At 60.5% G+C, this 23,150-nt stretch carries 23 protein-coding genes and 1 tRNA gene; 15 read left to right on the top strand and 9 right to left on the bottom strand.

Annotated elements, in window-relative coordinates:
- Positions 1-82: 82 nt before the first annotated feature.
- The 3 genes from FKM97_RS07250 (at position 83) to FKM97_RS07240 (ending at position 2,092) form a co-directional block, all read left to right on the top strand.
- Positions 83-160, top strand: a tRNA-Pro gene (locus FKM97_RS07250).
- 196 nt (positions 161-356) lie between these two features.
- Positions 357-656 (top strand): (2Fe-2S)-binding protein, encoded by a 300-nt coding sequence (locus tag FKM97_RS07245; RefSeq protein WP_144291744.1) that lies wholly within the window; start codon positions 357-359, stop codon positions 654-656.
- On the top strand, positions 653-2,092 hold the full coding sequence (locus FKM97_RS07240) for an FAD/NAD(P)-dependent oxidoreductase (protein ID WP_144291743.1): 1,440 nt from the start codon (positions 653-655) through the stop codon (positions 2,090-2,092). Before FKM97_RS07245 ends, FKM97_RS07240 begins: the two co-directional genes overlap by 4 nt.
- Before the next feature lie 22 nt (positions 2,093-2,114).
- Here FKM97_RS07240 and FKM97_RS07235 read toward each other — a convergent pair whose 3' ends face one another.
- Both FKM97_RS07235 and FKM97_RS07230 read right to left on the bottom strand, forming a co-directional pair.
- A complete protein-coding gene (locus FKM97_RS07235; RefSeq protein WP_144291742.1) occupies positions 2,115-2,534 on the bottom strand; it encodes a lysozyme inhibitor LprI family protein in 420 nt (139 codons plus the stop codon).
- A gap of 10 nt (positions 2,535-2,544) precedes the next feature.
- Positions 2,545-2,784: a hypothetical protein gene (locus FKM97_RS07230; protein ID WP_144291741.1), complete on the bottom strand. Its 240-nt coding sequence runs from the start codon at positions 2,782-2,784 to the stop codon at positions 2,545-2,547.
- 173 nt (positions 2,785-2,957) lie between these two features.
- Here FKM97_RS07230 and FKM97_RS07225 point away from each other — a divergent pair, with 173 nt between their 5' ends.
- The 3 genes from FKM97_RS07225 (at position 2,958) to FKM97_RS07215 (ending at position 4,986) form a co-directional block, all read left to right on the top strand.
- The gene (locus tag FKM97_RS07225; RefSeq protein WP_144291740.1) at positions 2,958-3,146 is read left to right on the top strand and encodes a DUF3008 family protein; all 189 of its coding nucleotides are present in this window, start codon (positions 2,958-2,960) and stop codon (positions 3,144-3,146) included.
- 191 nt (positions 3,147-3,337) lie between these two features.
- On the top strand, positions 3,338-4,600 hold the full coding sequence (locus tag FKM97_RS07220) for an MFS transporter (protein WP_144291739.1): 1,263 nt from the start codon (positions 3,338-3,340) through the stop codon (positions 4,598-4,600).
- Between the two features lie 20 nt (positions 4,601-4,620).
- Positions 4,621-4,986, top strand: a complete 366-nt coding sequence (locus FKM97_RS07215; protein ID WP_144291738.1) for a DUF423 domain-containing protein — start codon at positions 4,621-4,623, stop codon at positions 4,984-4,986.
- Here FKM97_RS07215 and FKM97_RS07210 read toward each other — a convergent pair.
- From FKM97_RS07210 to FKM97_RS07200, 3 genes are all read right to left on the bottom strand, one after another.
- Complete coding sequence (locus FKM97_RS07210) at positions 4,983-5,915, bottom strand: DMT family transporter (RefSeq protein WP_144291737.1); 933 nt, start codon at positions 5,913-5,915, stop codon at positions 4,983-4,985. The two genes, FKM97_RS07215 and FKM97_RS07210, sit on opposite strands and share 4 nt — an antisense overlap.
- Before the next feature lie 156 nt (positions 5,916-6,071).
- Complete coding sequence (locus tag FKM97_RS07205; RefSeq protein ID WP_144291736.1) at positions 6,072-6,656, bottom strand: hypothetical protein; 585 nt, start codon at positions 6,654-6,656, stop codon at positions 6,072-6,074.
- Positions 6,657-6,738: 82 nt separating this feature from the next.
- The gene (locus tag FKM97_RS07200; RefSeq protein WP_144291735.1) at positions 6,739-7,788 is read right to left on the bottom strand and encodes a histone deacetylase family protein; all 1,050 of its coding nucleotides are present in this window, start codon (positions 7,786-7,788) and stop codon (positions 6,739-6,741) included.
- A 71-nt stretch (positions 7,789-7,859) separates the two neighbouring features.
- Between FKM97_RS07200 and FKM97_RS07195 the strand changes: the two genes are divergently transcribed.
- The 7 genes from FKM97_RS07195 to FKM97_RS07165 all read left to right on the top strand — a co-directional run bounded on the left by FKM97_RS07195 (position 7,860) and on the right by FKM97_RS07165 (position 14,845).
- The gene (locus FKM97_RS07195) at positions 7,860-8,918 is read left to right on the top strand and encodes an MDR/zinc-dependent alcohol dehydrogenase-like family protein (protein WP_144291734.1); all 1,059 of its coding nucleotides are present in this window, start codon (positions 7,860-7,862) and stop codon (positions 8,916-8,918) included.
- Entirely contained in the window at positions 8,915-9,400 is a 486-nt protein-coding gene (locus FKM97_RS07190; RefSeq protein WP_144291733.1) for a GNAT family N-acetyltransferase, read from the top strand. Before FKM97_RS07195 ends, FKM97_RS07190 begins: the two co-directional genes overlap by 4 nt.
- A gap of 123 nt (positions 9,401-9,523) precedes the next feature.
- Entirely contained in the window at positions 9,524-10,405 is an 882-nt protein-coding gene (locus tag FKM97_RS07185) for an ABC transporter permease (RefSeq protein WP_246104982.1), read from the top strand.
- The gene (locus FKM97_RS07180) at positions 10,402-11,220 is read left to right on the top strand and encodes an ABC transporter permease (protein WP_144291732.1); all 819 of its coding nucleotides are present in this window, start codon (positions 10,402-10,404) and stop codon (positions 11,218-11,220) included. The genes FKM97_RS07185 and FKM97_RS07180 overlap by 4 nt, the downstream gene beginning before the upstream one ends.
- A gap of 37 nt (positions 11,221-11,257) precedes the next feature.
- Positions 11,258-12,400 carry an extracellular solute-binding protein gene (locus tag FKM97_RS07175; protein ID WP_144291731.1) on the top strand — a complete coding sequence of 381 codons (1,143 nt, stop codon included), beginning with the start codon at positions 11,258-11,260 and terminating at the stop codon, positions 12,398-12,400.
- A gap of 61 nt (positions 12,401-12,461) precedes the next feature.
- Positions 12,462-13,556, top strand: coding sequence for an ABC transporter ATP-binding protein (locus FKM97_RS07170; protein ID WP_144291730.1), 1,095 nt, complete (start codon positions 12,462-12,464; stop codon positions 13,554-13,556).
- Positions 13,557-13,699: 143 nt separating this feature from the next.
- A complete protein-coding gene (locus tag FKM97_RS07165) occupies positions 13,700-14,845 on the top strand; it encodes an extracellular solute-binding protein (RefSeq protein ID WP_246104981.1) in 1,146 nt (381 codons plus the stop codon).
- Between the two features lie 2 nt (positions 14,846-14,847).
- Here FKM97_RS07165 and FKM97_RS07160 read toward each other — a convergent pair whose 3' ends face one another.
- From FKM97_RS07160 to FKM97_RS07145, 4 genes are read right to left on the bottom strand one after another with little or no spacing between them, the layout of a single operon-like run.
- Positions 14,848-16,095, bottom strand: coding sequence for an O-antigen ligase family protein (locus FKM97_RS07160; protein ID WP_144291729.1), 1,248 nt, complete (start codon positions 16,093-16,095; stop codon positions 14,848-14,850).
- Positions 16,096-16,154: 59 nt separating this feature from the next.
- The gene (locus FKM97_RS07155; protein WP_144291728.1) at positions 16,155-17,726 is read right to left on the bottom strand and encodes an undecaprenyl-phosphate glucose phosphotransferase; all 1,572 of its coding nucleotides are present in this window, start codon (positions 17,724-17,726) and stop codon (positions 16,155-16,157) included.
- A 17-nt stretch (positions 17,727-17,743) separates the two neighbouring features.
- Entirely contained in the window at positions 17,744-18,907 is a 1,164-nt protein-coding gene (locus FKM97_RS07150; RefSeq protein WP_144291727.1) for a glycosyltransferase family 4 protein, read from the bottom strand.
- Between the two features lie 52 nt (positions 18,908-18,959).
- Positions 18,960-19,418, bottom strand: a complete 459-nt coding sequence (locus tag FKM97_RS07145) for a polysaccharide biosynthesis/export family protein (protein ID WP_144291726.1) — start codon at positions 19,416-19,418, stop codon at positions 18,960-18,962.
- Positions 19,419-19,785: 367 nt separating this feature from the next.
- Between FKM97_RS07145 and FKM97_RS07140 the strand changes: the two genes are divergently transcribed.
- Both FKM97_RS07140 and FKM97_RS07135 read left to right on the top strand, forming a co-directional pair.
- A complete protein-coding gene (locus FKM97_RS07140) occupies positions 19,786-21,978 on the top strand; it encodes a GumC family protein (protein WP_144291725.1) in 2,193 nt (730 codons plus the stop codon).
- A gap of 140 nt (positions 21,979-22,118) precedes the next feature.
- The gene (locus FKM97_RS07135; RefSeq protein ID WP_144291724.1) at positions 22,119-23,135 is read left to right on the top strand and encodes an MBL fold metallo-hydrolase; all 1,017 of its coding nucleotides are present in this window, start codon (positions 22,119-22,121) and stop codon (positions 23,133-23,135) included.
- Positions 23,136-23,150 lie beyond the last annotated feature (15 nt).

Genomic DNA, 23,150 nt, shown 5'->3' with positions numbered 1-23,150 from the left:
GCGCCGTTATGTTCCGTCGCTGCGATTTAGGGGATTGCCCAGGGCGCATCGAAACGCTAGATACTCGGCCACTTCTGATTGTCGGAGCGTGGCGCAGCCCGGTTAGCGCACTAGTCTGGGGGACTAGGGGTCGGAGGTTCAAATCCTCTCGCTCCGACCATTTAGAAGCGGCACGATGACTGCTTGGCAATCCCTTTGATGGCAGGTCAGCCATGGGACCGCGGGCGCCCTGCCGGAATTTTCGGACGTCCTCCTGTTCTGCGACATCGTTTTGAATGACATCACGGGAAGGCTCTCGACAGCGCCTGCCTGGTAGCGGATATGCTTGTGCCCGCGGCTTCGGGTGGGGGGTGATCATGTTCAGGCGGCTCAGGGACGAGACTGCACAGCCGGTGGGTCTGTTCGTCGACGGTCTTGCCGTCGAGGGACGGGCAGGGGACAGCGTCGCGGCGGTGCTGTTTACGACCAAGGCCAACACCGCCTATCGCGTCAATCCGGTCTCGGGAGCGCCGCGATCTCCCTATTGTATGATGGGGGCCTGCTTTGAGTGCCTGGTCAGCGTGGATGGACGCCGGCAGCAGCAAGGCTGCCTGGTCACCATTGCTGAGGGGATGAGGGTCGAGACCGACTTCCCCGGCCACGAGCGTCCCGAATGAGGATCCTCTCCTCCGTCGACGATCTGGCTGAGACCTGTGACGTCGCTATCATCGGAGGCGGTCCGGGCGGACTCGCCGCCGCGACGACTGCCGCAGAGAGCGGGCTGTCAGTCGTCCTGATCGACGAAAACGATGCCCTGGGCGGTCAGATCTATCGGGGAATTTCGACCGTGCCGGCAAGCCGGCTTGAAATCCTCGGCGCAGATTACGCGAAGGGGCGGGCACTTGTGGATGCCTTCGCCGCTGCTGGTGCCGACTACATGCCGGGCACGACGGTGTGGATGGCCTCCCCGGAACTTAAACTTGGCATCTCCAGGGAGGGTGCTGCCCGGATCGTTGCGGCGCGGAGGATCATCATCGCGACGGGGGCGCTGGAGCGGCCGATGCCGATTCCAGGATGGACCTTACCGGGGGTGATGACCGCGGGGGCCGCGCAAGGTCTGTTGAAGGCGTCCGGGATGGTGCCGGAAGCGCCCTTCGTCCTGGCGGGAACGGGACCTCTGCTCTGGCTTCTCGCCAGCCAACTGTTGAGCGCCGGTGCACGGCCCACGGCCATTTTGGAGACGAGCAGCCGCAAACAGCTGCTGGCTGCGGCCACAGATCTCCCGGCCTTCCTCACCTCGCCCTATCTGGCCAAGGGGCTCGGCCTCATGCGCCAGGTTGCCGCTTCCATTCGCGTGATCTCCGGCGTCACGGCTTTGGCGGCGGAGGGCGAAACATGGCTCAGCCGCTTGCGGTTCCGTCGCGGGACCCGAGCTTGGGAGACCCTCCCGGCTCAGGGGCTGTTTCTGCATCAGGGGGTGGTGCCAAATATCAATCTGGCGCGGGCTGCAGGCTGCAGTCTGCAATGGGACAGCTCGCAAGCCTGCTTCGTGCCAGTGGCGGATGAATGGGGCCGCAGCAGCCTGGAAGGGGTCGCATTGGCGGGGGATGGCGCCGGGATCATGGGGGCAGAGATCGCAGCAGCACGCGGACATTTGTGCGGTCTGGATGCGGCCCATCTGCTTGGAGTGATGACGGTGGAGGAACGGCAACGGCGAGCCGAGCCATGGCAGCAGACCATACGGCGCTATGGGCGCGGCCGCCGCTTTCTCGATACTGCGTTCAAGGCGCCGGATGAGTTCAGGGTGGCAGAGGGGGAGACGATCGTCTGCCGCTGCGAATCCGTCACTGCAAGCCAGATCAAGACAGCCCTGGGACCGCTGGGAGATGCCGGGCCAAACCAGCTCAAGACCATGCTGCGCTGTGGAATGGGCCCCTGCCAGGGCCGGCTGTGCGGATTGACCGTGACCGAGATGATCGCCCGAGAGCGACAGGTCTCGCCGCAGGATGTCGGCTATTATCGCCTCAGGCCGCCGGTCAAGCCGATTACGCTCGGAGAGCTCGCCTCGCTGCCCCACGACACGGCCGACGTCCTGGCGGTCGTGCGGGAGTGATGCTGCCACAGTCGCGACGCGCTCACTGAGACGCGTAGCGGGACGACAGTTCCGCGGCACGGCTCTGGGTCTTGGAGACGACGCAAGACATTTGGGCGTACGTGGCGCCACTGCCGCTGTGCCACTCGTCCAGGATCAGATCGCCGCAATCCGCGTCGCGATAGGCCTCCCAGGCCCGTTGCGAAGCGGTAAGGTCCTGCTCCCACTTCGCCTTCTGGTCGGGTGAGGTCTCTGCGTCGGTGGCGATGACAGATCGCGCTTTCGCGTATGACAGCTGAAGCGCCTGTCGAGCTTTGGCCAGGGCCTCTTGGAGACAGGTTTCGGCAGCAAATTTGTCAGACCGAGCGTCGCAGAGGCTGGGAGGGCTCCATTGCGCTGAGGCCGGTGCTGCCAGAAGGGGAAGCACGGCAATCAAGGCGAGTCTGACAGGGCGAGGTGTCATGGGGAACGTCCTAATAGTCCTGGACGTTCTGAAGCACGCCCTTGCAATAGGGGCTGATCTGCATGAAATGCGGCGACAGACAGGACCAAATGGCGCTGAAATCGTCTCTGTCCACGCGCGGGCAATAGCGCATTATGGCCTCGCCACAAGCGCCTTCTATGGCTACCCGCTCATCCTCCATCAACTGCGCCGACGCAGAAAGGCTCGTCAGCAGCAGAGCGAGCGATACGGTGCCGAGGATCATCTTCATTGTGTCCGTTCCCTCTCATGACTCCGCATGGCAGAGCGCGTCCACCGCGAAATGTGTCGTTCTGTATATCAAAACGGAAGGGTAATGCTCAGTTCCTAAAATCAGGGAACAGTCGGCCCATTGTGGGTGTTTCTCAGCAGAAGGAGATCTCCTCCTTAACCCATGAGGTTGTCATGCCTGCAAAATCCAAGTCTCAGCAGAAAGCCGCCGGTGCCGCTCTCGCTGCAAAGCGCGGCGACATCAAAAAGGGCGAATTGAAAGGTGCCTCGAAGTCGATGGAGAAATCCATGAGCGAGAAGCAGCTGCACGATCTTGCCGCGACGAAGCGCAAGGGAAAGCCCGAGAACGCTTCGAAATCGTAAACGGGGTCACGTGTAACCTGAACGGCGGCCTACGGCCGCCGTAACTTTTTGTGTCACCCGGTTTGCCACCTTGCCGCCATACGGAATTTTTTAACGGCAACATCGGATTGCACCGATCCACGCGCAGTCGCGTCTTGCCGACGCCCAGAGAATTTATATAAGCGGCATAGAGATTTGGACGGGGGCAGGGGATGGTTTCAGTCTCACTCAGCGAGCGCGTCAGTCGGCGCAAGGTCGTTGCCGCAGGCATGGTCGGCAATATTCTCGAATGGTATGATTTCGCCATCTATGGCTATTTCGCAGCCGCGATCGGGAGGCATTTCTTCCCGAGTGAAGATCCGGTGGCGCAGCTGATCTCGGCCTTCGGCATCTTTGCCGTCGGCTACATCATGCGCCCGATCGGCGGAGCGATCGTGGGGCAGATCGGAGACAAATATGGCCGCCGGACCGCCCTGACTGTATCGGTGGCGGCCATGGCCATCCCCACTTTCCTCATGGGGCTCCTGCCGGGATACGAGACGCTTGGACTCGCGGCGCCCATCCTGTTGACCCTGCTGCGGATGATCCAAGGACTCTCGGTGGGCGGGGAATATACGAGCTCGATGGTCTTTCTCGTGGAGAACGCCCCTGAAGGGCGGCGCGGCGTCATGGGCGGGTTCACCACCTGCGGGGCTGTTGCCGGGATCCTGCTGGGATCTGCCGTCGCGACCGGCTTTGCCACGGTCTTTTCAACCGAGGCGCTGGAAGCGTGGGGTTGGAGGCTGCCATTCCTGCTCGGTCTGCTGGTCGGCCTTGCCGGATATCTGCTGCGGCGGCAACTGGTGGAAGAAGCCCCCATCCCGCGCGAGAGTCGCCCTCCTTTCCTGGCGACCCTGCGGACCTATTGGCAACCTGTGGCAGCCTTTGCCGGCATGTCGGTGTTCAATGCGGTGAGCTTCTACACCGGCTTCGTCTATCTGGTGAGCTGGCTGCAGATCGCCGACGGCATCGCACCTCAACATGCGCTGGCCATCAACTCCTTCAGCATGGTGATGTTGCTTCCGCTGGTCATCCTCGGCGGGATGGCCAGCGATCGCTTTGGTCGCAAGCCGGTCCTGATGATCGCCTGTGGGCTCGCCTTCATCGCCGCCATTCCGACATTCTGGCTGCTCTATCACCCGGCAATTGTCACTGCGGTGCTTGGTCAGCTGGTGCTGGTGGTTGTGGTTGGGCTCTATGGGGGTGGCCAGCCGGCGATCATGGTGGAGGGCGCGCCCGCAGAGGTGCGCTGCACAGTGGTCTCCATTGGCTACAATATCAGCTTCGGGATCATCGGCGGGCTCACGCCGCTGGTGGCGACGTGGCTGGTGGAGCGGACTGCAAACCAACTGGCGCCGGCGTTCCTGATCATGGCGGCGGCAGCGATCTCAGCCGTGGCGGTCGTGATGACGCGGCTACCGATGCGGCATCGATGACATAACAGCGAGAAACCGTAATGGTCGCCGATAGAGTTCTGATCGCCCTCGGGGGCCTGAGCGGGGCGGGCGGCGTCCTGCTGTCGGCCATGGCGGCTCATGTGGGAGGCGTCCACTTGGACATGGTCTCCAATTTTCTGCTGTTTCATGCCGCAGCACTTATGGTGATCGGGCTCATGGCGCGAACGCCGCTGATGCGGATTGGCGGATGGGTGCTGGTCATCGGCCTATTGCTGTTCGGCGGCGACATGCTCGCACGCGACTTCCTGGGGGACCGATTGTTTCCAATGGCAGCACCGGCAGGTGGGGTGGCACTAATCCTGGGCTGGCTGATCGTCGCTGGAGCAGCGTTTCTCATCTCCGGTCAAGAGGCTTCTCGAGATTAGTGACCAACTCGTCGGCGCAGGCCGCGCCACAGGCGGCCGTCGATGACGGCCAGACCAAAGGCGATCAGGGCCATGCCGCCCAATTGCCTGGGTTCGATCGGCTCCCCAAGGATGAGGATACCGAGCAGAATTGCGGTGACGGGCACCAAAAGGGTAACCAGCATGATGTTGGTCGCGCCGGCGGTCGAGAGGATGCGGAAGAAGATCACATAGGCAAGGGCCGTGCAAAGCAGGCCGAGACCGAGCACGGCCGCCATGGATGCCGCCGAGGGGGCGGCAAGCTGCCAGGGACGGTCGACAATCAGCGCCAAGGGCAGCAGGACGAGACTGGATGCGGTGACTTGGCCTGTCGCCGCCTGCAGGGGTCGCACGCCCAACACCAAAAAGCGCCGGCCATAGACGCCGGCACAGGCATAGCAGACCGCTGCGGCCAAGCAGGCAAGCTCACCCAAAATCTTGCCATCGACCGCAAGGGATAGGCCGCCACCGATCATCACCGCGACGCCCATGAAGCCGATGACGGCACCGAGGGCCCGATTTGCCGATAGCTTCTCGTCCCGGGTGAAGCGATGGGCAATGACGACGCCGAAGAGGGGCGTGGTCGCGGTGAGGACGGAGGCCAGGCCACTGGCTATGTGTGTCTGGCCCCAGACAAGAAGGCAGAAGGGAGCGACATTGTTCATCATGCCCATGGCGAAGAAGCTGCGCCAGGCCGTAAGGTTCGTCGGCATGCGTTGCCGCAGCAAAAGGAGGAGGATGTGGAGGCCGAGGGCCCCGATACACACCCGTCCGGCGACGATGACGAGCACCGGCAGATCTTTGACCGCCACGCCAGCGAAGAAGAAGGAGCCGCCCCAGAGGACCGACAAAGCGATCAGGAGGAACCATTCGCGAAGGCCCATGGAGCGATGGACAGAAGGGAGCGTCATGGGGCGGGGCGGGATGGAGAAGGGCTGGTAAGCATGGGTCTTTGCTTAGCGCAAGCCAACCGTCCCCGCAGTCCGAAACTTGCGGCCAAACTCCAAACGCCTCCACAAACACAAAAAAGGCGGGCCTGAGCCCGCCTTTTCGAAAAGCACTGGAGCTTAGTAGGCCCAGTACGGACGGCAATGAAGGCCGCCGTAAGGACCGCGCCAGCAGCCTCCACCATAATAGGGCTTCGGGCCGTAGCCCCAACCCCAGCCATGATGCCAGCCGGGACCGTACCACCAGTCAATGAACAGGCTGATCTGCTCGCCAGATGCGGGGAGCTCACCACTCAGCGGTTTGATCTCATAGGTGAGAGTATCACCCTCAAGCTTGGGGTTCAGGAGCTCGACCACAACCAGGTCAGTCTTGCCGTCGATGACCGTAGAGATGGTCGCATTCGGCGGATCCTTCTGGAAGTCGTCCTTGCCCTTGGACCAGAATTCAATGAATTTGGGGGTCAAGGCGTCGCCCGTCATACGCTCGGGGCGGTCGCTGAACATCAGCGTCTGAGGCGCGATGCCCTTCAAGGTCAGGGTCTTGCCGTCCGACGAGAACGAATCGGCGGTCTGCACGAACAGCCAGTTGGCTGCGGGCATGGGTACCATGTTGGACTTTGGATCAGGTTGCGTCGCATCCTGAGCCTGAGCCCCGCCGATGGCAGCCATAGCCGCCAGCGCGAGACCGATAATTAAACGTTTCATCCCTTACTCCCTTCCGAAAGCGGAAGCCGGACGCTATGCGATTGCTTTCATTTCGGCAATGCTGGCCGCACGTATATTTGAGCTAGTCGCGTGAATTTTTCACGACACGGTGAACGGAAGTAAACCCGTTCAGGAAACTTGTCAGATTTTGACCCAACACTTCGGAAATGTATCCTCCCTCTTGGACAATGACCGCTGGCCGTTCCAATCTGGCCAAGTGCTCGCCGATCCGCTGAAAGCCCGCCGTTGTCACGGCAAGGCCCCCGAAGGGATCGTGCTCGGAGGCGTCAAGTCCAAGAGCGATGACAATCGCACCAGGGGCAAAGGCCGCTACACGCTCAAGCCCCCTGTCAAGGGCCGACAGGAAGCCATCATCGGCCGTGTGGCGGGGCAGAGGAAGATTGAGGTTGAAGCCGAGACCCGCATCCTTGCCGCGCTCGGAAGCGTGGCCCCAGAAGAAAGGATAGAAACGGACGGGATCGGCATGAAGGGAAACGGTGAGCACGTCGTCGCGGGCATAGAATATGCCTTGGGTGCCATTGCCATGGTGGAGGTCAACATCAATGATGGCGACACGGTCATGGTCTCGACGCAATCGCTGCGCGGCAATGGCGGAATTATTGAGAAAGCAGAAGCCGCCGGCGAGATCGCGAAATGCGTGATGCCCCGGCGGGCGGCACAGAGCGTAGGCCGCGGGATGCCCCGACAGGATCAGTTCGGCCGCATGGGCCGCCGAATGGGCGCTTCGCAAGGCCGAGCCGAACGTCTCGGCATTGATCGGGGCGGACGTGTCAGCGACATGGTATCCGGCCTGGCCGACGGCCGAAGCCGGATAATCGCCATCCCGCCGGTCTGGGTGGACATTGGGTACAACCTCGGCTGAGGCACCTTCGATGCGGCTCCAGCGGGCGAAGATGTTCTGCAGAAAATCCAGGTATTCCGGCGAATGAACGGAGGCGGCGGGGTCGAGCCCATAATCTCTGGGCACCTCAAGCTCAAGACCGGCATCGAGGCCTGCCGCCAGCAGAATGTCAGCGCGCCGGGGCACCTCTGGATTGGGCTTGGAGGCTCCGCTGGAGAGAAAAAACTTTGGGTCGTGCCGCTTCTGGGCCTCATCAAATACCAGTTTCATGCGGTCGTCTCCCGATTGGCATGCGTTGCGCAGGCTGATAGCAGAGATGGGGGCCGAGGGGCGAGGACGGAATGGCACGTATGGGATGGAACGGCAAGGGACGAGGATGCAGCTTCGGCTCGCATCGAGCATCAGGCAACCTGCCACAGCCGGCATGGCGGCTGGATGCGACACCAGACATCTGGTCCAATGAAATACTGATCGCGGTCGAGCGACTCAATCTCGATTCATCGAGCTTGCGTCAGATCGCCGAAGCAGCCGGCGGGAATAAGCACCAAATCGCGGCGCGCATCGAAGAAATCGTCGCCGAGCGCGGCAAGATGCACAATCCCGAGACCAATTCCGGCGGCGTCGCCCTGGGCCGGGTGGCGGCCATCGGTCCTGATTTTCCGCATCATGACCTCCATGTGGGGGATGCCGTCTGCACTATGGTCTCGCTGTCGCTGACGCCGCTGGCCCTCGAACGCGGCAGCGTGGCACCCGGGCCTTCGGGTCAGATCGCGGCGAGTGGCACGGCCGTACTTTTCGAGAGCGGACTTTATGCGAAAATACCGGCCGACCTGACACCTGAACTCGCCCTCACCCTCTGCGACATTGCCGGCGCTCCGGCGACGGCAAAGCGGCTGGTTCAGACTGGGAACGTCGTGGCCGTGTTGGGGGCGGGCGGCAAAGCGGGTATCACGACACTGTTTGCAGCCCGCGAGCGGCTGGGGATCAGCGGCAGGCTGATTGCCATGGATGCCGACCCAATGGCCTGCCAGCGTGTGCGGGAATTGGGTATCGCCGATCTGGTCATCGACGCCGATCTCCGGGACGCTCTGACGACATATCGGCTGATGATGCAGGCGACCAACGGCACGCTTGCCGACCTCGTGTTCAACACGACCAATGTCGGCGGCACGGAATCTGCCTCCATACTGGCCGCGCGCCAGCGAGGCACCGTGGTTCTGTTCAGCATGGCGACGTCATTCCAGGCTGCAGCGTTGGGAGCGGAAGGATTGGGGCGGGACGTGACCCTGCTCATCGGCAATGGCTATCTCGAAGGCTGGGTCGAATATGGTTTCGGGCTTGCCCGACGACATCCGGCCCTGGCAACCTATCTCACCGCTAGCAAAGGACCCGTCTCATGAGCATCTCCATTCGACTGGCGGAGCGGCAAGATGCGGGAACCGTCGCCGCCCTGATTCAAGCGCATGCGACGTTCGACGGCAAAGATCACCTGTGCAAGACGACGGAAGCCGACATTATTGACCACGGATTCGGTGCAGACCCCGTCTTCCAGGTCCTGCTGGCCGAAGTCGATGGCGTGGCCGTTGGATCGCTCATGTTCTACCGGGCCTTCTCGTCGTGGGAAGGCAAGCCGTTCCTGTTCATCGACGACTTCTTCATCAAGGAAGACATGCGCGGCCGCAGCATAGGACGCCAGTTGCTCGCCGAGGTCGCCGCCCTTGCCAAGCGCAAAGGCTGTCCACGCGTGGACTGGCATGTTCTGGGCCTGGCCGCGGCGCGCGGTTTCTATGAAAGGCTTGGCGGGCGATGGGTGGAGGAATTCCTCATCTACCGTCTCGAGGGTGAGGCGCTCAATCGCCTCGCCGGAATGGTCCACAAATGAGACCCGACCAAAGGACAATACCGCTTCGCTGGACAGATCGCGCTTTGGTGCTTACGGTTCTGCATAGGGGTAAAAGAAAAAAGAACGTATGGATTTCACAAGGATAAGCAAGGGGAGCTGGCTATGGCCGGCACCCTAATGACTGCTGCCGAAGCACGTCGGCCATGGTTCCTTCTTGGCCCGACGCTGATTGCCCTCACGGTGCTGATGGTCCTCCCCATCTGCATCATGTTCCTCTTTTCATTTTACGAATTCGTGTCGGCCGGTATTGACCGCGACGTCTATACACTCGCGAACTGGCGCGAATTCTTCACCGACAGCTATTATCACCACTTTCTCTGGAAAACCGTTCGGGTCGCGGCGATCACGGCCATTCTCTGCGGGATCATGGGGTACCCCCCGGCTTATTTCATCGCGATGACCCGGTTCAAACACAAGTGGCTCCTGCTGCTGCTGCTGATCGTCCCGTTCTGGATCAGCTTCACCATCAGGACCTTCTCCTGGATCCATATTCTTGGTGAACAGGGCGCGATTAACGTAACGCTGATCTATCTCGGAATCATCAGCCAGCCGCTGCGCATGCTCTATACCGAGGGCTCGGTGATCATGGGGATGATCCACTTCCTGCTGCCTTATATGATCCTCAACGTCTATGTGAGTCTCGAGGGCATCGACCGGAACCTTATTTCCGCGGCCAGAACGCTGGGCTGCACGAATTTTCAGGCCTTCCGGGAGGTAACATTGCCGCTGTCGCTCCCCGGGCTCATGGCCGGGCTGCTGCTCTGCTTCGTGTTAGCGGCCGGCAGCTACGTGACGCCCGAGATTCTGGGGTCGGGCCGGGATGCGCTGTTCGGCAACCTCATCTATGATACGATCATGGGACAGTTGAACTGGCCGCTAGGGGCAACCTTGTCGGTGGTGCTGCTGGTGATGCTCGGGGCCGTGGCGGCCATCTATAGCCGCTATATGGGCCTGTCGCGGATCTTCAAGGGGCTCAGCCGATGAGCGACGCCGCCCTCGAAACCAGCCAAGGCATCGGCTGGCAGACCATCAAGGTCTTCACCGTGCTCGTCTATATCTTCATGTTTGCCCCGATCATCGTGGTCGTGATCCTGTCGTTCAACGATTCCATGTTCGGCGGCTTTCCCATGACCGGCTTCTCGCTGCGCTGGTATGAAAAGCTGATGGGCAACGAAGCGGTGCTGCGGGCCTTCAGGACCTCGCTGTGGATCGCGCTGGTCACCTCCGTGGTCTGTACCGCGCTCGGCATCATGGGGGCCATGGCCCTTGTCCGATACGAGTTTCCCGGCAAGGAGTGGGTGAACACCATGGTGATCGCTCCGGCTCTGGTGCCGGAAACGGTACTGGGCGTCGGCTTGTTGCTGCTGATCCGATGGGCAGAGCAACCACGAACCCTGGGATTGATGATCGCCGGCCACATCATGCTGGCGTTGCCTTACGTGGTGCTGGTCGTGCAGGCGAGGCTCATCGGGATCAAGCGCGTCTATGAGGAGGCCGCGCTGTCACTGGGCGCGAACCGGCTGCAAACATTTCGAGAGATCACGCTGCCCTTGTTGATGCCCGCCGTCGTGGCTAGCATGCTCCTGGTGTTCACGATCTCCTTCGACAACATCACGGCGAGCATGTTCTGGCGGCCTTCCGGGGTCGAAACCATGCCGACCCAGATCCTGTCGATGTTGAAGATCTCCATCAGTCCCGAGATCAACGCCCTGGGGACGCTGATGATCGTGGTCACCGTCGGCTTACCACTGCTGGGCGGCTTTCTCGCGCGGATGCTGGCGCGAGGCACCCGGGACTAAGGAACTCTAAGCACTGAGCTGGAGAAGGGAGACTGTCATGAAGATCTCAACGACGAAACGGCTGGAGCGGCTGCACGACCGCTATATGAATGGCGGCATGGATCGCCGCACATTCCTAAGCCTGACGGCCGCAGCTGGGGTCGCGGCCGGCGTGTCGACGCGGTGGATGGGGCCGGCAGTGGCGGCAGCAAAGGATATCCGCTTCGACGGATGGGGCGGAACTGTCCAGGAGGCCCTCGATAAATATGCTTTCAAACCCTACACCGCCAAAACCGGCATCAATGTCGTGCAGGGGACGTTCGGAGACGAAAGCGAAATCATCACCAAGGTGCGCGCTTCGACACCCGGCGAATATCAAGTCATCCACTCATCAGGCGTCGAATATTACAAACGCTATGTGGACGCCGGATTCAATTCGGAGATCGATACGTCCAAAATCCCGAACATGGTCAATGTGATTCAAGCGATGATCACGCCATTCGAGAAGATCACGCCGAAGCTGTCGGCTGTTCCGTATGATTACGGCACGACCGGCATCGCCTACAATACGAAGGTCATTTCGGAAGCAGAGGCGAAGGAAAAGGGCGCCAACCTGCTCAATGACCCGAAATACGCGGGCAAGATCGGCGGGTATGGCGAGATGAATACGCGGGTCTGGTATGCGGCTCTGCAGACGGGGCAGAATCCGAACGACATCAAGGATATCGATGCGGTCTGGGCAAAGCTGCGCGAGCAGGTCGGAATGGTGAAGAAGTATTGGGGCTCCGGCGCGGAACTCATGGACCTCCTGTCGAAGGAAGAAATCGTGGTCACAGACGCCTGGTCGGGTCGCGTTGCATCCCTACAGCAGCAGGGCGCGCCAATCGCCTATCTCGACCCTCCCGGATCCTACGCCTGGATGGAAGATATGCTGGTGCTCAAGGGCTCGCCCATGGCGGAATGCGAAGAGCTCATCAACTTCATGCTCGAGCCGGCAACGGCGATCGCGGTTGCCGAAGGGCAGAACTATCCGTCCTCGCTCGATCCCAACAAGGTCAAGATGACCGAGAAGATCGAGAAGCTGCCGGCCTACGACCCAACGGGCAAAATGGAATCCCTCACCTTCGCCGATCCGATCTATTGGGGTGAACATTTGGACGAGTGGACCAAGCAGTGGGATCGCATCCAGAAGGGTGCGTGATTGGGAGGGGGTCGGCCCGACCGACCCCCTCATTCCTTGAGAATGCAAGAATAGAGATCGCATGTCCGACGTCGCAGTTCAGCTGAACAACGTCTCCTTGGCTTATGGGTCCTTCATCGCGGTGAAGGACGTCTCGCTGAGCATTCCGAAAGGGTCATTCGTCACTCTTCTCGGCCCCTCGGGCTGTGGAAAGACCACGATCCTGCGCTCGATTGCTGGCCTCGTCCATCCGACGGGAGGAGAGATCATCGTGGCGGGCCGACGCATTAACGACGTCCCCATCCATAAGCGGAATATCGGATTGGTGTTCCAGAACTACGCATTGTTTCCCCATAAGAGCGTGTTCGATAACATCGCGTTCGGTCTGAAGTATCGAAAGGTCGAAGCCTCTGTCATTGCCACAAAGGTGAAGCGGGCGTTGGAGATGGTACGGCTGCCGGGGGTGGAGAAGAAGTTACCCTCGGAGATGTCGGGGGGCCAACAGCAGCGGATTGCCCTGGCGCGCGCCATCGTCATTGAGCCTGACGTGCTGCTGCTCGATGAGCCTTTATCGGCGTTGGACGCCAATTTGCGCGAGGAGATGCGGACCGAACTCAAGGTGATCCAGCGCGAGGTAGGGATCACCACGATTTTCGTCACCCATGATCAGGAAGAGGCCCTCGCGATGTCGGATCGGATCGTGGTGATGAACCACGGGGTCGTCGAACAGCAGGGACCACCGGAAGAGGTCTATCGGGAGCCTGCCTCACGCTTCGTCGCAAGCTTCCTCGGTCAATCCAATCTGTTGCAGGGACATGTCTCGGAGAGTAGTCCCGAGGCAACGCGCGTGAGGCTGGACGGGGGACCGGAGATTACCGCCGCGCCGATCGCAGGGGCCATCACGGGGCAACCCGTCACAGTGGTGATCCGGGCTCAGCGGGTGAAGGTCGGCGTCACCAATGGGGAAGCCGTCAACCATATCGAAGGAAAGGTCGTCACAACCTCCTATCTGGGAGGAACGGCTGCATACTTCATCAATGCCGGCGGGATCACACTCCAGGCCAACAATGCCATCGAAGAGAGGGTATTCCGCGAAGGCGACGCGGTCACCGTCTCGATTGCCGCGGACGATTGTGTGCTGCTCGACGACGCCGGAAGGCGATATCCCCGCCATTGATGATGAAGGCTGCGGGATTTTCTGGGCCCTGGGACCTTACCGCCGTGCCATCGCCTCATTCCCTCGCCGACTGAGCGCAGTTTCGTCCCAAATCGGAGCGGTTGTGAGCTGATCTCTTATCGTCTGGCTGGGGTAGGAGCCTCATGATGACGATTTCACCGACTCGGCGCCTGGAGCGCCTCAAGACGCGATATCTGGACGGCGGGCTCGACCGCCGCCGTTTTCTCGCCCTCACCGCTGCCGCCTGCACTACCAGTGGTCTGGCAGCCCGCTGGATCGGACCCGCACTGGCTGCAGCGAAGGAGGTTCGCTTCGACGGCTGGGGCGGGGTGGTGCAGGAGGCCATCGATCGCTATGCCTTTACACCTTACACCGCCAAGACCGGGGTCCGCGTCGTCCAGGGCAATTTCGGCAAGGAAAGCGAGATCCTCAACAAAGTTCGCGTGTCACGACCGGGGGAGTACCAGATTATCCACTCGCTCGGTCTCGACAACTATAAACGCTATGTGGATGCGGGCTTCAATGCTGAAATCAACGAGGCCAACATCCCCAACATGGCGCTGGTGATCGAAGCCATGATCACGCCGTACCGGAAGATTACGCCCAAGCTCTCCGCCGTTCCCTTCGATTACGGGACGACCGGCATCGCTTACAATACCGAGATCATCGCACCGGAGGAGGCAAAGGCCAAAGGCTGCAAGCTGCTCATCGATCCTGCCTATGAACAAAGGATCAGCGGCCTCAACGACATGCAGACCAGGGTCTGGTACGGCGCGCTGCTGACGGGCCAGGATCCCAACGCCATCGTCGACATCGATGCGGTGTGGGAGATGGTGCGTACGCAGACGCGACTTGCAAAGAAGTTCTGGAACTCAGGCGCCGAACTCATGGACCTGCTGGCCAAAGGCGAGGTCGCGGTGACGGACGCCTGGTCCGGACGGGTGGCGGCGCTGCAGGCACAAGGCGCGCCCATCGGTTACATAGATCCCCCACACTCCTTGGGATGGATGGAGGATATGCTGGTGCTGAAGGGAGCGCCCCTGGCGGAATGTGAAGAACTGATCAATTTCATGCTCGAGCCAGCGACCGCAATCGCCGTGGCCGAAGGTCAGAATTATCCCTCCTCGCTCGATCCCAAGAAGGTCAAGATGACCGAGAAGATCGAGGCTCTTCCCGCGTTTGATCCGACGGGCAGCATGGCGTCGCTGACTTTTGCCGATCCAATTTATTGGGGACAGCACATCGACGGCTGGACGAAGCAATGGGACCGTATCCGAAAGGGGGCATAAACCTACGCTTCAGCCCTGCGGCGCCTCAGAATATTGACATGCCAGTCCCGGTGCCAGGCAATCAGGCCCCAGATCAAGCCGACCAGAACCCAGAAGTGGCGCCAATGATCGGTGTCGACAATGAGGCCCTCAAGAGCCAGTGGGATGAAGCACGAAGCCAGGACAATCGCATATCCTCGCCACGGGGTTGCTGCGAAGACGAGCATCAGCGAGCCCACCATGGTGCTGACCACCATGGCAATATAGGCGAGCCCGCCAAGCCAGCCGGTCTGCAGCATCATGTAAAGATAGACGTTGTGAGGTTGCTCACCCCAGAAGTAGCCGAAATCATCCTTGCCGTAACCGAGAGGGGCGGCGAGGATCCAGCGAATGGCCAGGGCCTGACCGTCGAACCGGCCCTGACCACCGGTATCGTAGCTGTTTTCGAGGCCGCCCCTCAACGCCAGCATGTCTCGAACACCAGGCATGTTGAGGGCGATGAGCAACGCTATCGCCAGTAAGGCTGCCGCGCAGATCCCGATGAAAATGATGCGCAGATTGAGCGAGCGATCGCCACTGGTGGCCAGCATGAGCAGGACGCAGAGCAGTGTGGACAACAGAAGATGGGCCCATGCTCCCCGCGAGAAGGAAAAGAAGATACCGAGAACGAGAATGCTCAGCACCATCAGCCACAGGGCGCCCTTCAGGAGCGGTCGTGTGAGGATCAGATAAAGCGCATAAATGGCCCCGACGATGAGAAAGGGACCAAGGACATTCGGATCCTTGAAGGCACCCTTCGCCCGAGCATATTCGGTGAAGAGCTCGAAGCTGCCGGGAATGAGATCAAAATACCCAATGATACCGAGCACGGCGGAGGCGACCGCAGCAAAAGCATGGCCTCCCAGAATGGCCTTCAGCGAACCGCCGGGATTATTATAGACGAAAGCCGCAACCAAGATCGTGATCACCATGAGATAGAAGGTGATGATGATGTGGCGGGCGCTGTCGAAAAGGTCCTTGGTCTGGGTCAGGGCAACGAGACCACACAGAATGATGACCGCGCAGAAGACGAAGACGGGGGCCAACGAGCCTGGGATGCGCAGTCCCATGACCATGGCCAGGGCGCCTAACCCCAAAATTGCAAAATCAAAAGGTGCCGGCTCTATGATCACCAGAAACCCGGTGGCGAAGGCGAGCCATAGAAGACCGTAGCCCAGATCAGACAGGGTCCAGGCGGAACTCGAGTGCTGGCGAAGAACAAATTGGGGCATGACCAGGAGGTCGCAGCAAGGGGCGTGCCAGGACCAGGCCGTCGGTCCGCTTGAGGGGGCTAATAGGCGTTTTCGGATTTCAGCAGAGCGAGCGGAGTCGTGGCGAGGATGTAGAGGTCCAGCAGAACGGACCAGTTCTCGATGTAATAAAGGTCATGTTCGACGCGACGCTGGATCTTCTCCTCGGTGTCGGTCTCACCGCGCCAACCATTCACCTGGGCCCAACCCGTAACACCCGGCTTAACCTTATGACGGGCGAAATATCCTTCAACGACCTCTGTATAGAGACGGTCGGCGGCCTTGGCCTGAGTGGCATGCGGACGCGGTCCCACGAGAGACAGTTCGCCCTTCAGCACATTGAAGAGCTGAGGCAGCTCGTCGAGGCTTGTCTTACGGATGAAGCGGCCGACACGGGTCACGCGGGGGTCGCCCTTGGAGACGAGCCTCGAGGCATTGGTGTCGGTCATATCCGTGTACATGGAGCGGAACTTGTAGACTTCGATCAGCTCGTTGTTGAAGCCGTAGCGCTTCTGCTTGAAAAAAACCGGTCCCTTGCTGTCGAGCTTCACGGCAATCGCGGTCAAAGCCATTACGGGAGACAGACATATAAGCGCCAGAGCCGAGATCAGCTTGTCCTCGATCGACTTGATCACCGTGTCCCAACCACTGAGGGGCTTATCGAAAACGTCGAAGAACGGAACATTGCCGATATAGGAATAGGCGCGGGGCCGGAAGCGCAACTGCTCAGTGTAGGCGCTCAGGCGGATATCGACGGGCAGAATCCAGAGCTTCTTGAGGATTTGCAGCAATCGCGCCTCAGCCGAAAGGGGAAGGGTCACGATCACAAGATCGACGCGGGTGGCGCGAGCGAAATCAAGCAATTGATCGAACGTGCCGAGCTTTGGGTATCCCGCGATATGGGCGGGAGACCGGTGATCATCTCGATCATCGAATATGCCGGCAATCGTCACATCCAGATCTGGCGAGGCCGTGAGCGCCGTGATCAGAGCATCGGCGCGATCACCCCCGCCGACGATAACGGCGCGGCGGTCGAAGCGTCCATCCTGGTTCCAGCCTCGGACAAAGGCGCCGAACACTGCGCGCAGGCTGATCAGGCCCACAAGACCGCAGAGAAACCAAGCCGCAAGCCAGACTCGGGAATAATCATAGCCAATCTGGCTGAAGAAGACGAAGGCCGTGACCAAGGCAAAGAAGCCGAGCCAGCCAAAGACCAAGCGCGGGACCTGCTTCATCGGGCCGATCAGCGCATGGATCGAATAGAGGCCACCCATCTGGTAGAGCATGGGAATGCAGGCGCCAGCAAACAGGGTCAGCGACAGATAAAGCGATTGAAAATAGCTGTCATACTCCTGAACATATCCCGCCCAAAGGGCGATGCCGATGCCCGTTATGAGCAGGGCCTCGCTGACTCGGACCACACCCTGAACAATCCGCGGGGCAATCCATGGGGCCTCCAACGGCACGGGCACAGGGGCAGCGGGCGGCACTAGACTGACTACTGCCGCCAGCGGCTTCAGTTTCGGGTCCGTGGCGGCCGATTTCACGGTCTCCAAAGTCTCCAAGACCTGGGAGGTCGCGAGCCGATTTTTTTTGCGGTCGATGTTCAGCATGGGATGCGTGTTGACCGTTACTCAGCCGGGGAGGGGTGTCCGTAAACGGTCGCCGTCGCCGAGCTGGGTTGTTGAACGAGTTTCAGATAGGCCCGGGTGACCTGGTCGATCATGCGGGCACAGGAGAATTGTGTGGCAATGCGTTGGGTCAGATGCCGCGCGGTCCTCTGACGCTGGCGCAAGTCGGCCAAGGCATCGTCAATGGCCGCCGCCAAAGGATCAACCGCGACGGGGCAGACCATGAGATCCTCATAACCCTCGAGGACTTCGGGGACGCCGCCGACACGGGAGACGACCAGGGGCAGGCTTGCCGCCATGGCTTCCAAAACAATATAGGGCAGAGATTCCGCCCGTGACGGAACAACCAGGAGCCTGCCACGGCTGAAGGCCTGACGCGCCGGGAGAGGTCCGGTGAAGGTCACGCGTCCTGCTAATCCTAGCTTGGCAGCGAGCGCCTTGAACTCTGCCTCATCGGGACCACCACCTACGATACAGGCGGTGAGGGCAGGCCGCTCTGTCAAGGCGGCCATGGACTTGAGCAGCAGGTCGACCCCTTTTAGGGTCCGCAACTCACCAATATAAAGGAGGTCGGCGGCCGCGGGATCGGCTATGGCGGGTGTGATCTCCTCGGGGCGGATCCCATTATGAGCCACGGTCACTTGACCCTTAGGCTTGCCAATCTTCCGGAAGAACGCATCGCGTTCAAAGTCGCAGACGAAAACAAACTGATCGGTCCGCGACAGAAGCATCTGCTCCATTGTGAGAAACAGGGCACCAGAAATCGACGCACGGGAATAGTGCAGGCTGCCGCCGTGAGGGGTGTAGACGGCACTGGCGTTTACAGCATGAGCCGCAAGACGTGCATAAGCGCCTCCTTTGGCCCCGTGGCCATGGAGGATATTGGCCCGGGCCGTCCGCGCAAGGCGCTTCACAGCCTTGACTGCGACCATGTCCGCCAAAGAGGGAAGACGCGTCATGGGAATACGGTGCAGGCCGAGCGAGCACTGTTTCGACAGTGCACCGAGCTGTTGTTCTACAGAGGGAGAATTCAGACTGGAATCACAAATCACGCCGACGTCAAGACCACGCGCGGCCTGGCCAGCGACAAGATCACAAACGTGACGGAACAGTCCCCCGATCGGCGCGCGTAGTATATGTACTACGCGTAAAGAATGCGGCATTTGCGTCCACTCTACACAGGACCTCAAGCATGTGCCTGAGGCCCATGCAAGATCAGAACCACCGCTCCTTTATGTAAACGATATCGCCGGGATAGAGCGGCGTTATCACCGGCATAAGGACAGAATGCGTCCCAGAAGATGAACGTCGAGTGACTAAGACATCGCCTTGGTTCGCGCGGGGGGTGTAGCCGCCACCTAGAGCAATCGCCGTCTGGATGGTCATGCCTGCGGCGTAGGGGAAACCGCCCGGACTTTGCACTTCGCCAAGTATATAAAAGGGACGTTGAGAGGCGACCTGAACTGATACACTTGGGTCACGAAGGTATTTCTGGCTCAGACGTCTTTCAATGGAGCGCGATATCTCAGGCACAGTGAGCTTAGCCACTCTGACTGTTCCGATCAGGGACATCGAGATGTTTCCCGATCCGTCGACGATGAAATTGCCGCTCAAATCTTCTTGACCGTAAACGCGGATATTCAACGTATCACCGGAGCCTATCCGGTAACCCATTGGATTTTCGAAGCCTTCCGGGACTGCCGTGGTCCCGAAGGGAGGTGACAATCCAGCGGCAGGTTCGACAACTGGCCCAGTTTCTGCAGGGAGATAGCTATCCCATGTTGGTGCGCAACCAAATAGGAGGAAAGCAAGGCAGGGGGCTAATACTATGCGATTGAGTAGCACTTTGAAGGTCCCTTGCGATCAATGCTTCGCATTCAACATCGTGAATTCTTCGTAAAGAGATTTGGTTAACAAATCCTTTATTTGGAGCCGGCTTGGGTTAACAGCCCCGCCGCAATAAACGAGTAACCATGTCCGCGGAAATTCCAGAGTTTCCCCGGATGGCGTCGGTTAGGTCTGGCTGGATGGGACGCTGCAAATGACAAAAACGAGCCTTTCCCCCTATTCTCAGGAGATCCTTAGCGGATCAACCGACCAGCCCTTGGTGGCGGCGGTGGACCTCTTCGGTCTCCTGCAGGGCATGTGGCGGCGCAAACTACTCATGTTGCTGATCACCGCGAGCGTCGTGGGCCTCGCCGCATTTTACGTCTCAAAGGCTACGCCGCGGTACAAGGCGGATGCAGAAGTGCTGATCGGCAACGGCGAATCGGCCTTTACGCGGTCGAGCCTCGACAACCAGCCCGCTCTGATGGACGAGCGTGACATCGCAAGCCAAGTGCAAGTCCTGCGCTCCGGCGCCATCGCCCAACGCGTGATCGAGGCTCTGGACCTCTCGTCCAAGCCAGAATTTCAACTCACGGAAGCGGATCTCTCCGCGCCGGAGAAATGGCTGATCGAGCAGGGGCTGCTCGACAACCCGCTCAACCTCGACCCTGAGCGGCGCACGCTGGAGGCCTATAACCAGGCGCTGCAGGTGTACCCCGTCAAGGAGACGAAGGTGATTTCCATCGCCTTCACCGCAAAGGATCCCGAAGTTGCGGCTGCGGTCGCCAATGAGGTCGCCCAGCAATACCTGGCCTCGACCCAGGAGACGCAGTCGGCGACCACCGGCCGTGCAACGGAATGGTTGAACGGCCAAATCGAACAGCTGCGCGAGAAGGTGGTCGAATCGGAGAAGGCGGTGGAAGAGTACCGTACCCGCGCGGGACTGCTGCAGGGCAGTCGCTCCGCGCTGAGCGCCGAAAGCCTGACGGAGCTGAACACCCAGATCATCCAGGCCAAGGCGCAGCGCTCGGAAACCCAGGCGCGGGCCGACGCCATCCATACCATGCTCAAAAACGGCGGTTCGCTCTCCAGCTCAGCCGATGTGCTGAACTCACCTCTGATGCAGCGTTTGGTAGAGCGTGAAGTCACATTGCGGGGAACGCGTGACGACCTCCTGACGACCTATTTGCCGTCGCATCCGCGGATCGTGTCCATCAACAGCGAGATCAGCGGCCTGCAACAGCAGATCCGGCAAGAGGCGATGAAGATCGCCGCAAGCCAGGAACAACAGGCCCAGATCGCCAAAGCCCGCGAAGAGGCGCTGAGCCGTTCTCTGGACGAAATGAAGACGCAGGCCGCCGGAGCCAATCTGGACGAGGTGAAGCTGCGGGCTCTGGAACGGGAGGCCACCGCCAATCGGACCCTGCTCGAGTCCTTCCTGAACCGTTACAGCGAAGCCAGCTCGCGGGAAAGCGTGCAGGCCCAGCCGGCCATGGCGCGGCTGATCTCGACGGCGGACGTCCCCTTGGAGCCAGCCTCACCGCGAAAGGTGCCGATCCTGGCGCTCGCAGTGTTCGGCGGCATGATGCTCGCGGCGGTCGTGGCCTTCGTTGCAGAGATTTTCTCCCTCGACATCCATCGGGTCCGCACTCACCAATCGTCCGCTCCTGGGCTGCCGTTGCGCTATACGGATCGGGAGCGCCTGTCGGGTGCCACGTTGGGTCCCGTGCCGTTGCTGCGGGGGCCGCGTGCGGTTTCGCTCAGTCCGAGCTTCATCACGGCGGCCGGCAAGCCCGTTGACACCGCAAAAGCCCTGGCACCGACAATTCTTGGTTGGCGGAAGGCCTCCGGCATCCGACGGGTGCTGCTTGGAACGGACGCCCCCTCGCCAGTCAGCACCGAGACAATCATCGAGATCGGCAGGGCCCTCGCGCGCAGCCAAGATCGCGTACTGCTGATCGATATCGACCAGGAAAGCGGCGCATTGGCTGATGCCCTCAAGATCGAAGTAGCGCCGGGCCTGTCGGAACTGCTCGCAGGCAGGGCGTCATTCGCCGAATCGATCCGGAGCGACGCGAAATCGAACCTCCATATCCTGCGCGGTGGGGCTGAGCGGAACGCACTCGCCGAGCTCAGCGGCGAAGGCCGCCTCGACTTCGTCCTGGATACGCTGGGTCAGGCCTATGATATGATCCTGCTCTCGGCCGGAGGCATCGGCGTCGATGATCCCGTGCCGGCAACGAAAGCAGGCGGTGCAGCCGTGCTGACAGGCCTCGCCGACCGCAGTCGCGCCGCCGAGATCGGGGACTATCTCAGCCGCATGGGTGTCATCGAACTGCTGGTGGTGGAGATGCCGGCCGGAAGCAATTCCAAAGGAAAGGCTTCGTCACCAAAGGTTGCCGCCTGAGACAGCGCCTTTGTTGAGCTGAAATCCTGACCGTCACTGGGAGGGCGCTCAGACATGAGCGCCTTCCGTCTTTGCAAGTGTCTTAATCTCTCTTCCTATTGAACCAAATGGTCCAAAAGAGCATTTTCCCTGCACTCTGAATTCTCCCCCAATGCGAATGGCGAGCTGAGACGCTGCGACGAACGAATCCATATTATTCCGGCCCGGTCTCAGCCTCTTTCGATGGGGTCCGCTTCCGTAATCCGATCCAGACCGAGGACAAGGGATGGGGCGACCTGTTCCGGCTTTTCTTCCGAACGGAGCGGGCCAAGTGGCCTGCGGAATATCCGAGCCCGTTTCAAAAGGGGCCGCGGGATCGATGCGAGGATCTGCGGGTCACGCTCATTGGTCATGCGTCCTATCTGTTGCAAATCTGCGGTTTGAACCTGCTGATCGATCCGGTGTGGTCACCCCGCGCCAGCCCCTTCAAGCGCATGGGTCCGCTTCGGGTCAACCCACCTGGCATCGCGCTAGACGCCCTGCCGCCCATCGACGTCGTGCTGATCACGCATAATCATTACGACCATCTCGATCTCGACACTCTGAAAACGCTACAGGCTCGTTGCCAGCCGCGATTCATCACAGCGCTTGGCAATGACAAGATCATCCAGCGCGCCCTCAAGGATGCAAGGGTCGAGGCCGGCGGCTGGGGCCAGTCTTTCGACATTGGCTCACAGGTGCGCGTCCACCTGACACCGTCCTATCACTGGTCTGCGCGCGGTCTTTTCGATCGTCGCATGGCGCTGTGGTGCGCCTTCGTGTTCACGTCACCGGCGGGCGTCATCTATCACATCGGCGATACCGGCTATGGCGATGGTGCACCCTTTCGCGCCGTAGCTCAGACCTTTGGACCACCTCGGCTGGCGATGATCCCGATCGGGGCGTATGAGCCGCGTTGGTTCATGAAAAACCAGCATGTGAATCCTGAAGAGGCACTGCAGATCATGCTCGACTGCGGCGCCCGACAGGCGGTGGGGCATCACTGGGGGACGTTCCAGCTGACAGCGGAGCCTATCGAAGAACCAAAGATGCGCCTGGAGAGTGCCCTTGCTCGAGAAGGCTTGGCCGTCGAACGGTTCACAGCCCTCCGGCCTGGCCAATCCCTGACGCCCGAATAACGCGGCATCTGGCAC

The organism is Rhodoligotrophos appendicifer (assembly GCF_007474605.1).
Classification (GTDB): Bacteria; Pseudomonadota; Alphaproteobacteria; order Rhizobiales; family Im1; genus Rhodoligotrophos; species Rhodoligotrophos appendicifer.
Note: the sequence above shows the minus strand (reverse complement) of the source record. Positions and strands in the feature narration are given on the sequence as shown.

Bases quoted from the DNA above. Each gene is read 5' to 3' on its own strand.
- FKM97_RS07245 (WP_144291744.1), top strand. From the start codon at position 357: ATGTTCAGGCGGCTCAGGGACGAGACTGCACAGCCGGTGGGTCTGTTC.
- FKM97_RS07240 (WP_144291743.1), top strand. From the start codon at position 653: ATGAGGATCCTCTCCTCCGTCGACGATCTGGCTGAGACCTGTGACGTC.
- FKM97_RS07235 (WP_144291742.1), bottom strand. From the start codon at position 2,534: ATGACACCTCGCCCTGTCAGACTCGCCTTGATTGCCGTGCTTCCCCTT.
- FKM97_RS07230 (WP_144291741.1), bottom strand. From the start codon at position 2,784: ATGAAGATGATCCTCGGCACCGTATCGCTCGCTCTGCTGCTGACGAGC.
- FKM97_RS07225 (WP_144291740.1), top strand. From the start codon at position 2,958: ATGCCTGCAAAATCCAAGTCTCAGCAGAAAGCCGCCGGTGCCGCTCTC.
- FKM97_RS07220 (WP_144291739.1), top strand. From the start codon at position 3,338: ATGGTTTCAGTCTCACTCAGCGAGCGCGTCAGTCGGCGCAAGGTCGTT.
- FKM97_RS07215 (WP_144291738.1), top strand. From the start codon at position 4,621: ATGGTCGCCGATAGAGTTCTGATCGCCCTCGGGGGCCTGAGCGGGGCG.
- FKM97_RS07210 (WP_144291737.1), bottom strand. From the start codon at position 5,915: ATGACGCTCCCTTCTGTCCATCGCTCCATGGGCCTTCGCGAATGGTTC.
- FKM97_RS07205 (WP_144291736.1), bottom strand. From the start codon at position 6,656: ATGAAACGTTTAATTATCGGTCTCGCGCTGGCGGCTATGGCTGCCATC.
- FKM97_RS07200 (WP_144291735.1), bottom strand. From the start codon at position 7,788: ATGAAACTGGTATTTGATGAGGCCCAGAAGCGGCACGACCCAAAGTTT.
- FKM97_RS07195 (WP_144291734.1), top strand. From the start codon at position 7,860: ATGGCACGTATGGGATGGAACGGCAAGGGACGAGGATGCAGCTTCGGC.
- FKM97_RS07190 (WP_144291733.1), top strand. From the start codon at position 8,915: ATGAGCATCTCCATTCGACTGGCGGAGCGGCAAGATGCGGGAACCGTC.
- FKM97_RS07185 (WP_246104982.1), top strand. From the start codon at position 9,524: ATGGCCGGCACCCTAATGACTGCTGCCGAAGCACGTCGGCCATGGTTC.
- FKM97_RS07180 (WP_144291732.1), top strand. From the start codon at position 10,402: ATGAGCGACGCCGCCCTCGAAACCAGCCAAGGCATCGGCTGGCAGACC.
- FKM97_RS07175 (WP_144291731.1), top strand. From the start codon at position 11,258: ATGAAGATCTCAACGACGAAACGGCTGGAGCGGCTGCACGACCGCTAT.
- FKM97_RS07170 (WP_144291730.1), top strand. From the start codon at position 12,462: ATGTCCGACGTCGCAGTTCAGCTGAACAACGTCTCCTTGGCTTATGGG.
- FKM97_RS07165 (WP_246104981.1), top strand. From the start codon at position 13,700: ATGATGACGATTTCACCGACTCGGCGCCTGGAGCGCCTCAAGACGCGA.
- FKM97_RS07160 (WP_144291729.1), bottom strand. From the start codon at position 16,095: ATGCCCCAATTTGTTCTTCGCCAGCACTCGAGTTCCGCCTGGACCCTG.
- FKM97_RS07155 (WP_144291728.1), bottom strand. From the start codon at position 17,726: ATGCTGAACATCGACCGCAAAAAAAATCGGCTCGCGACCTCCCAGGTC.
- FKM97_RS07150 (WP_144291727.1), bottom strand. From the start codon at position 18,907: ATGCCGCATTCTTTACGCGTAGTACATATACTACGCGCGCCGATCGGG.
- FKM97_RS07145 (WP_144291726.1), bottom strand. From the start codon at position 19,418: ATGGGTTACCGGATAGGCTCCGGTGATACGTTGAATATCCGCGTTTAC.
- FKM97_RS07140 (WP_144291725.1), top strand. From the start codon at position 19,786: ATGACAAAAACGAGCCTTTCCCCCTATTCTCAGGAGATCCTTAGCGGA.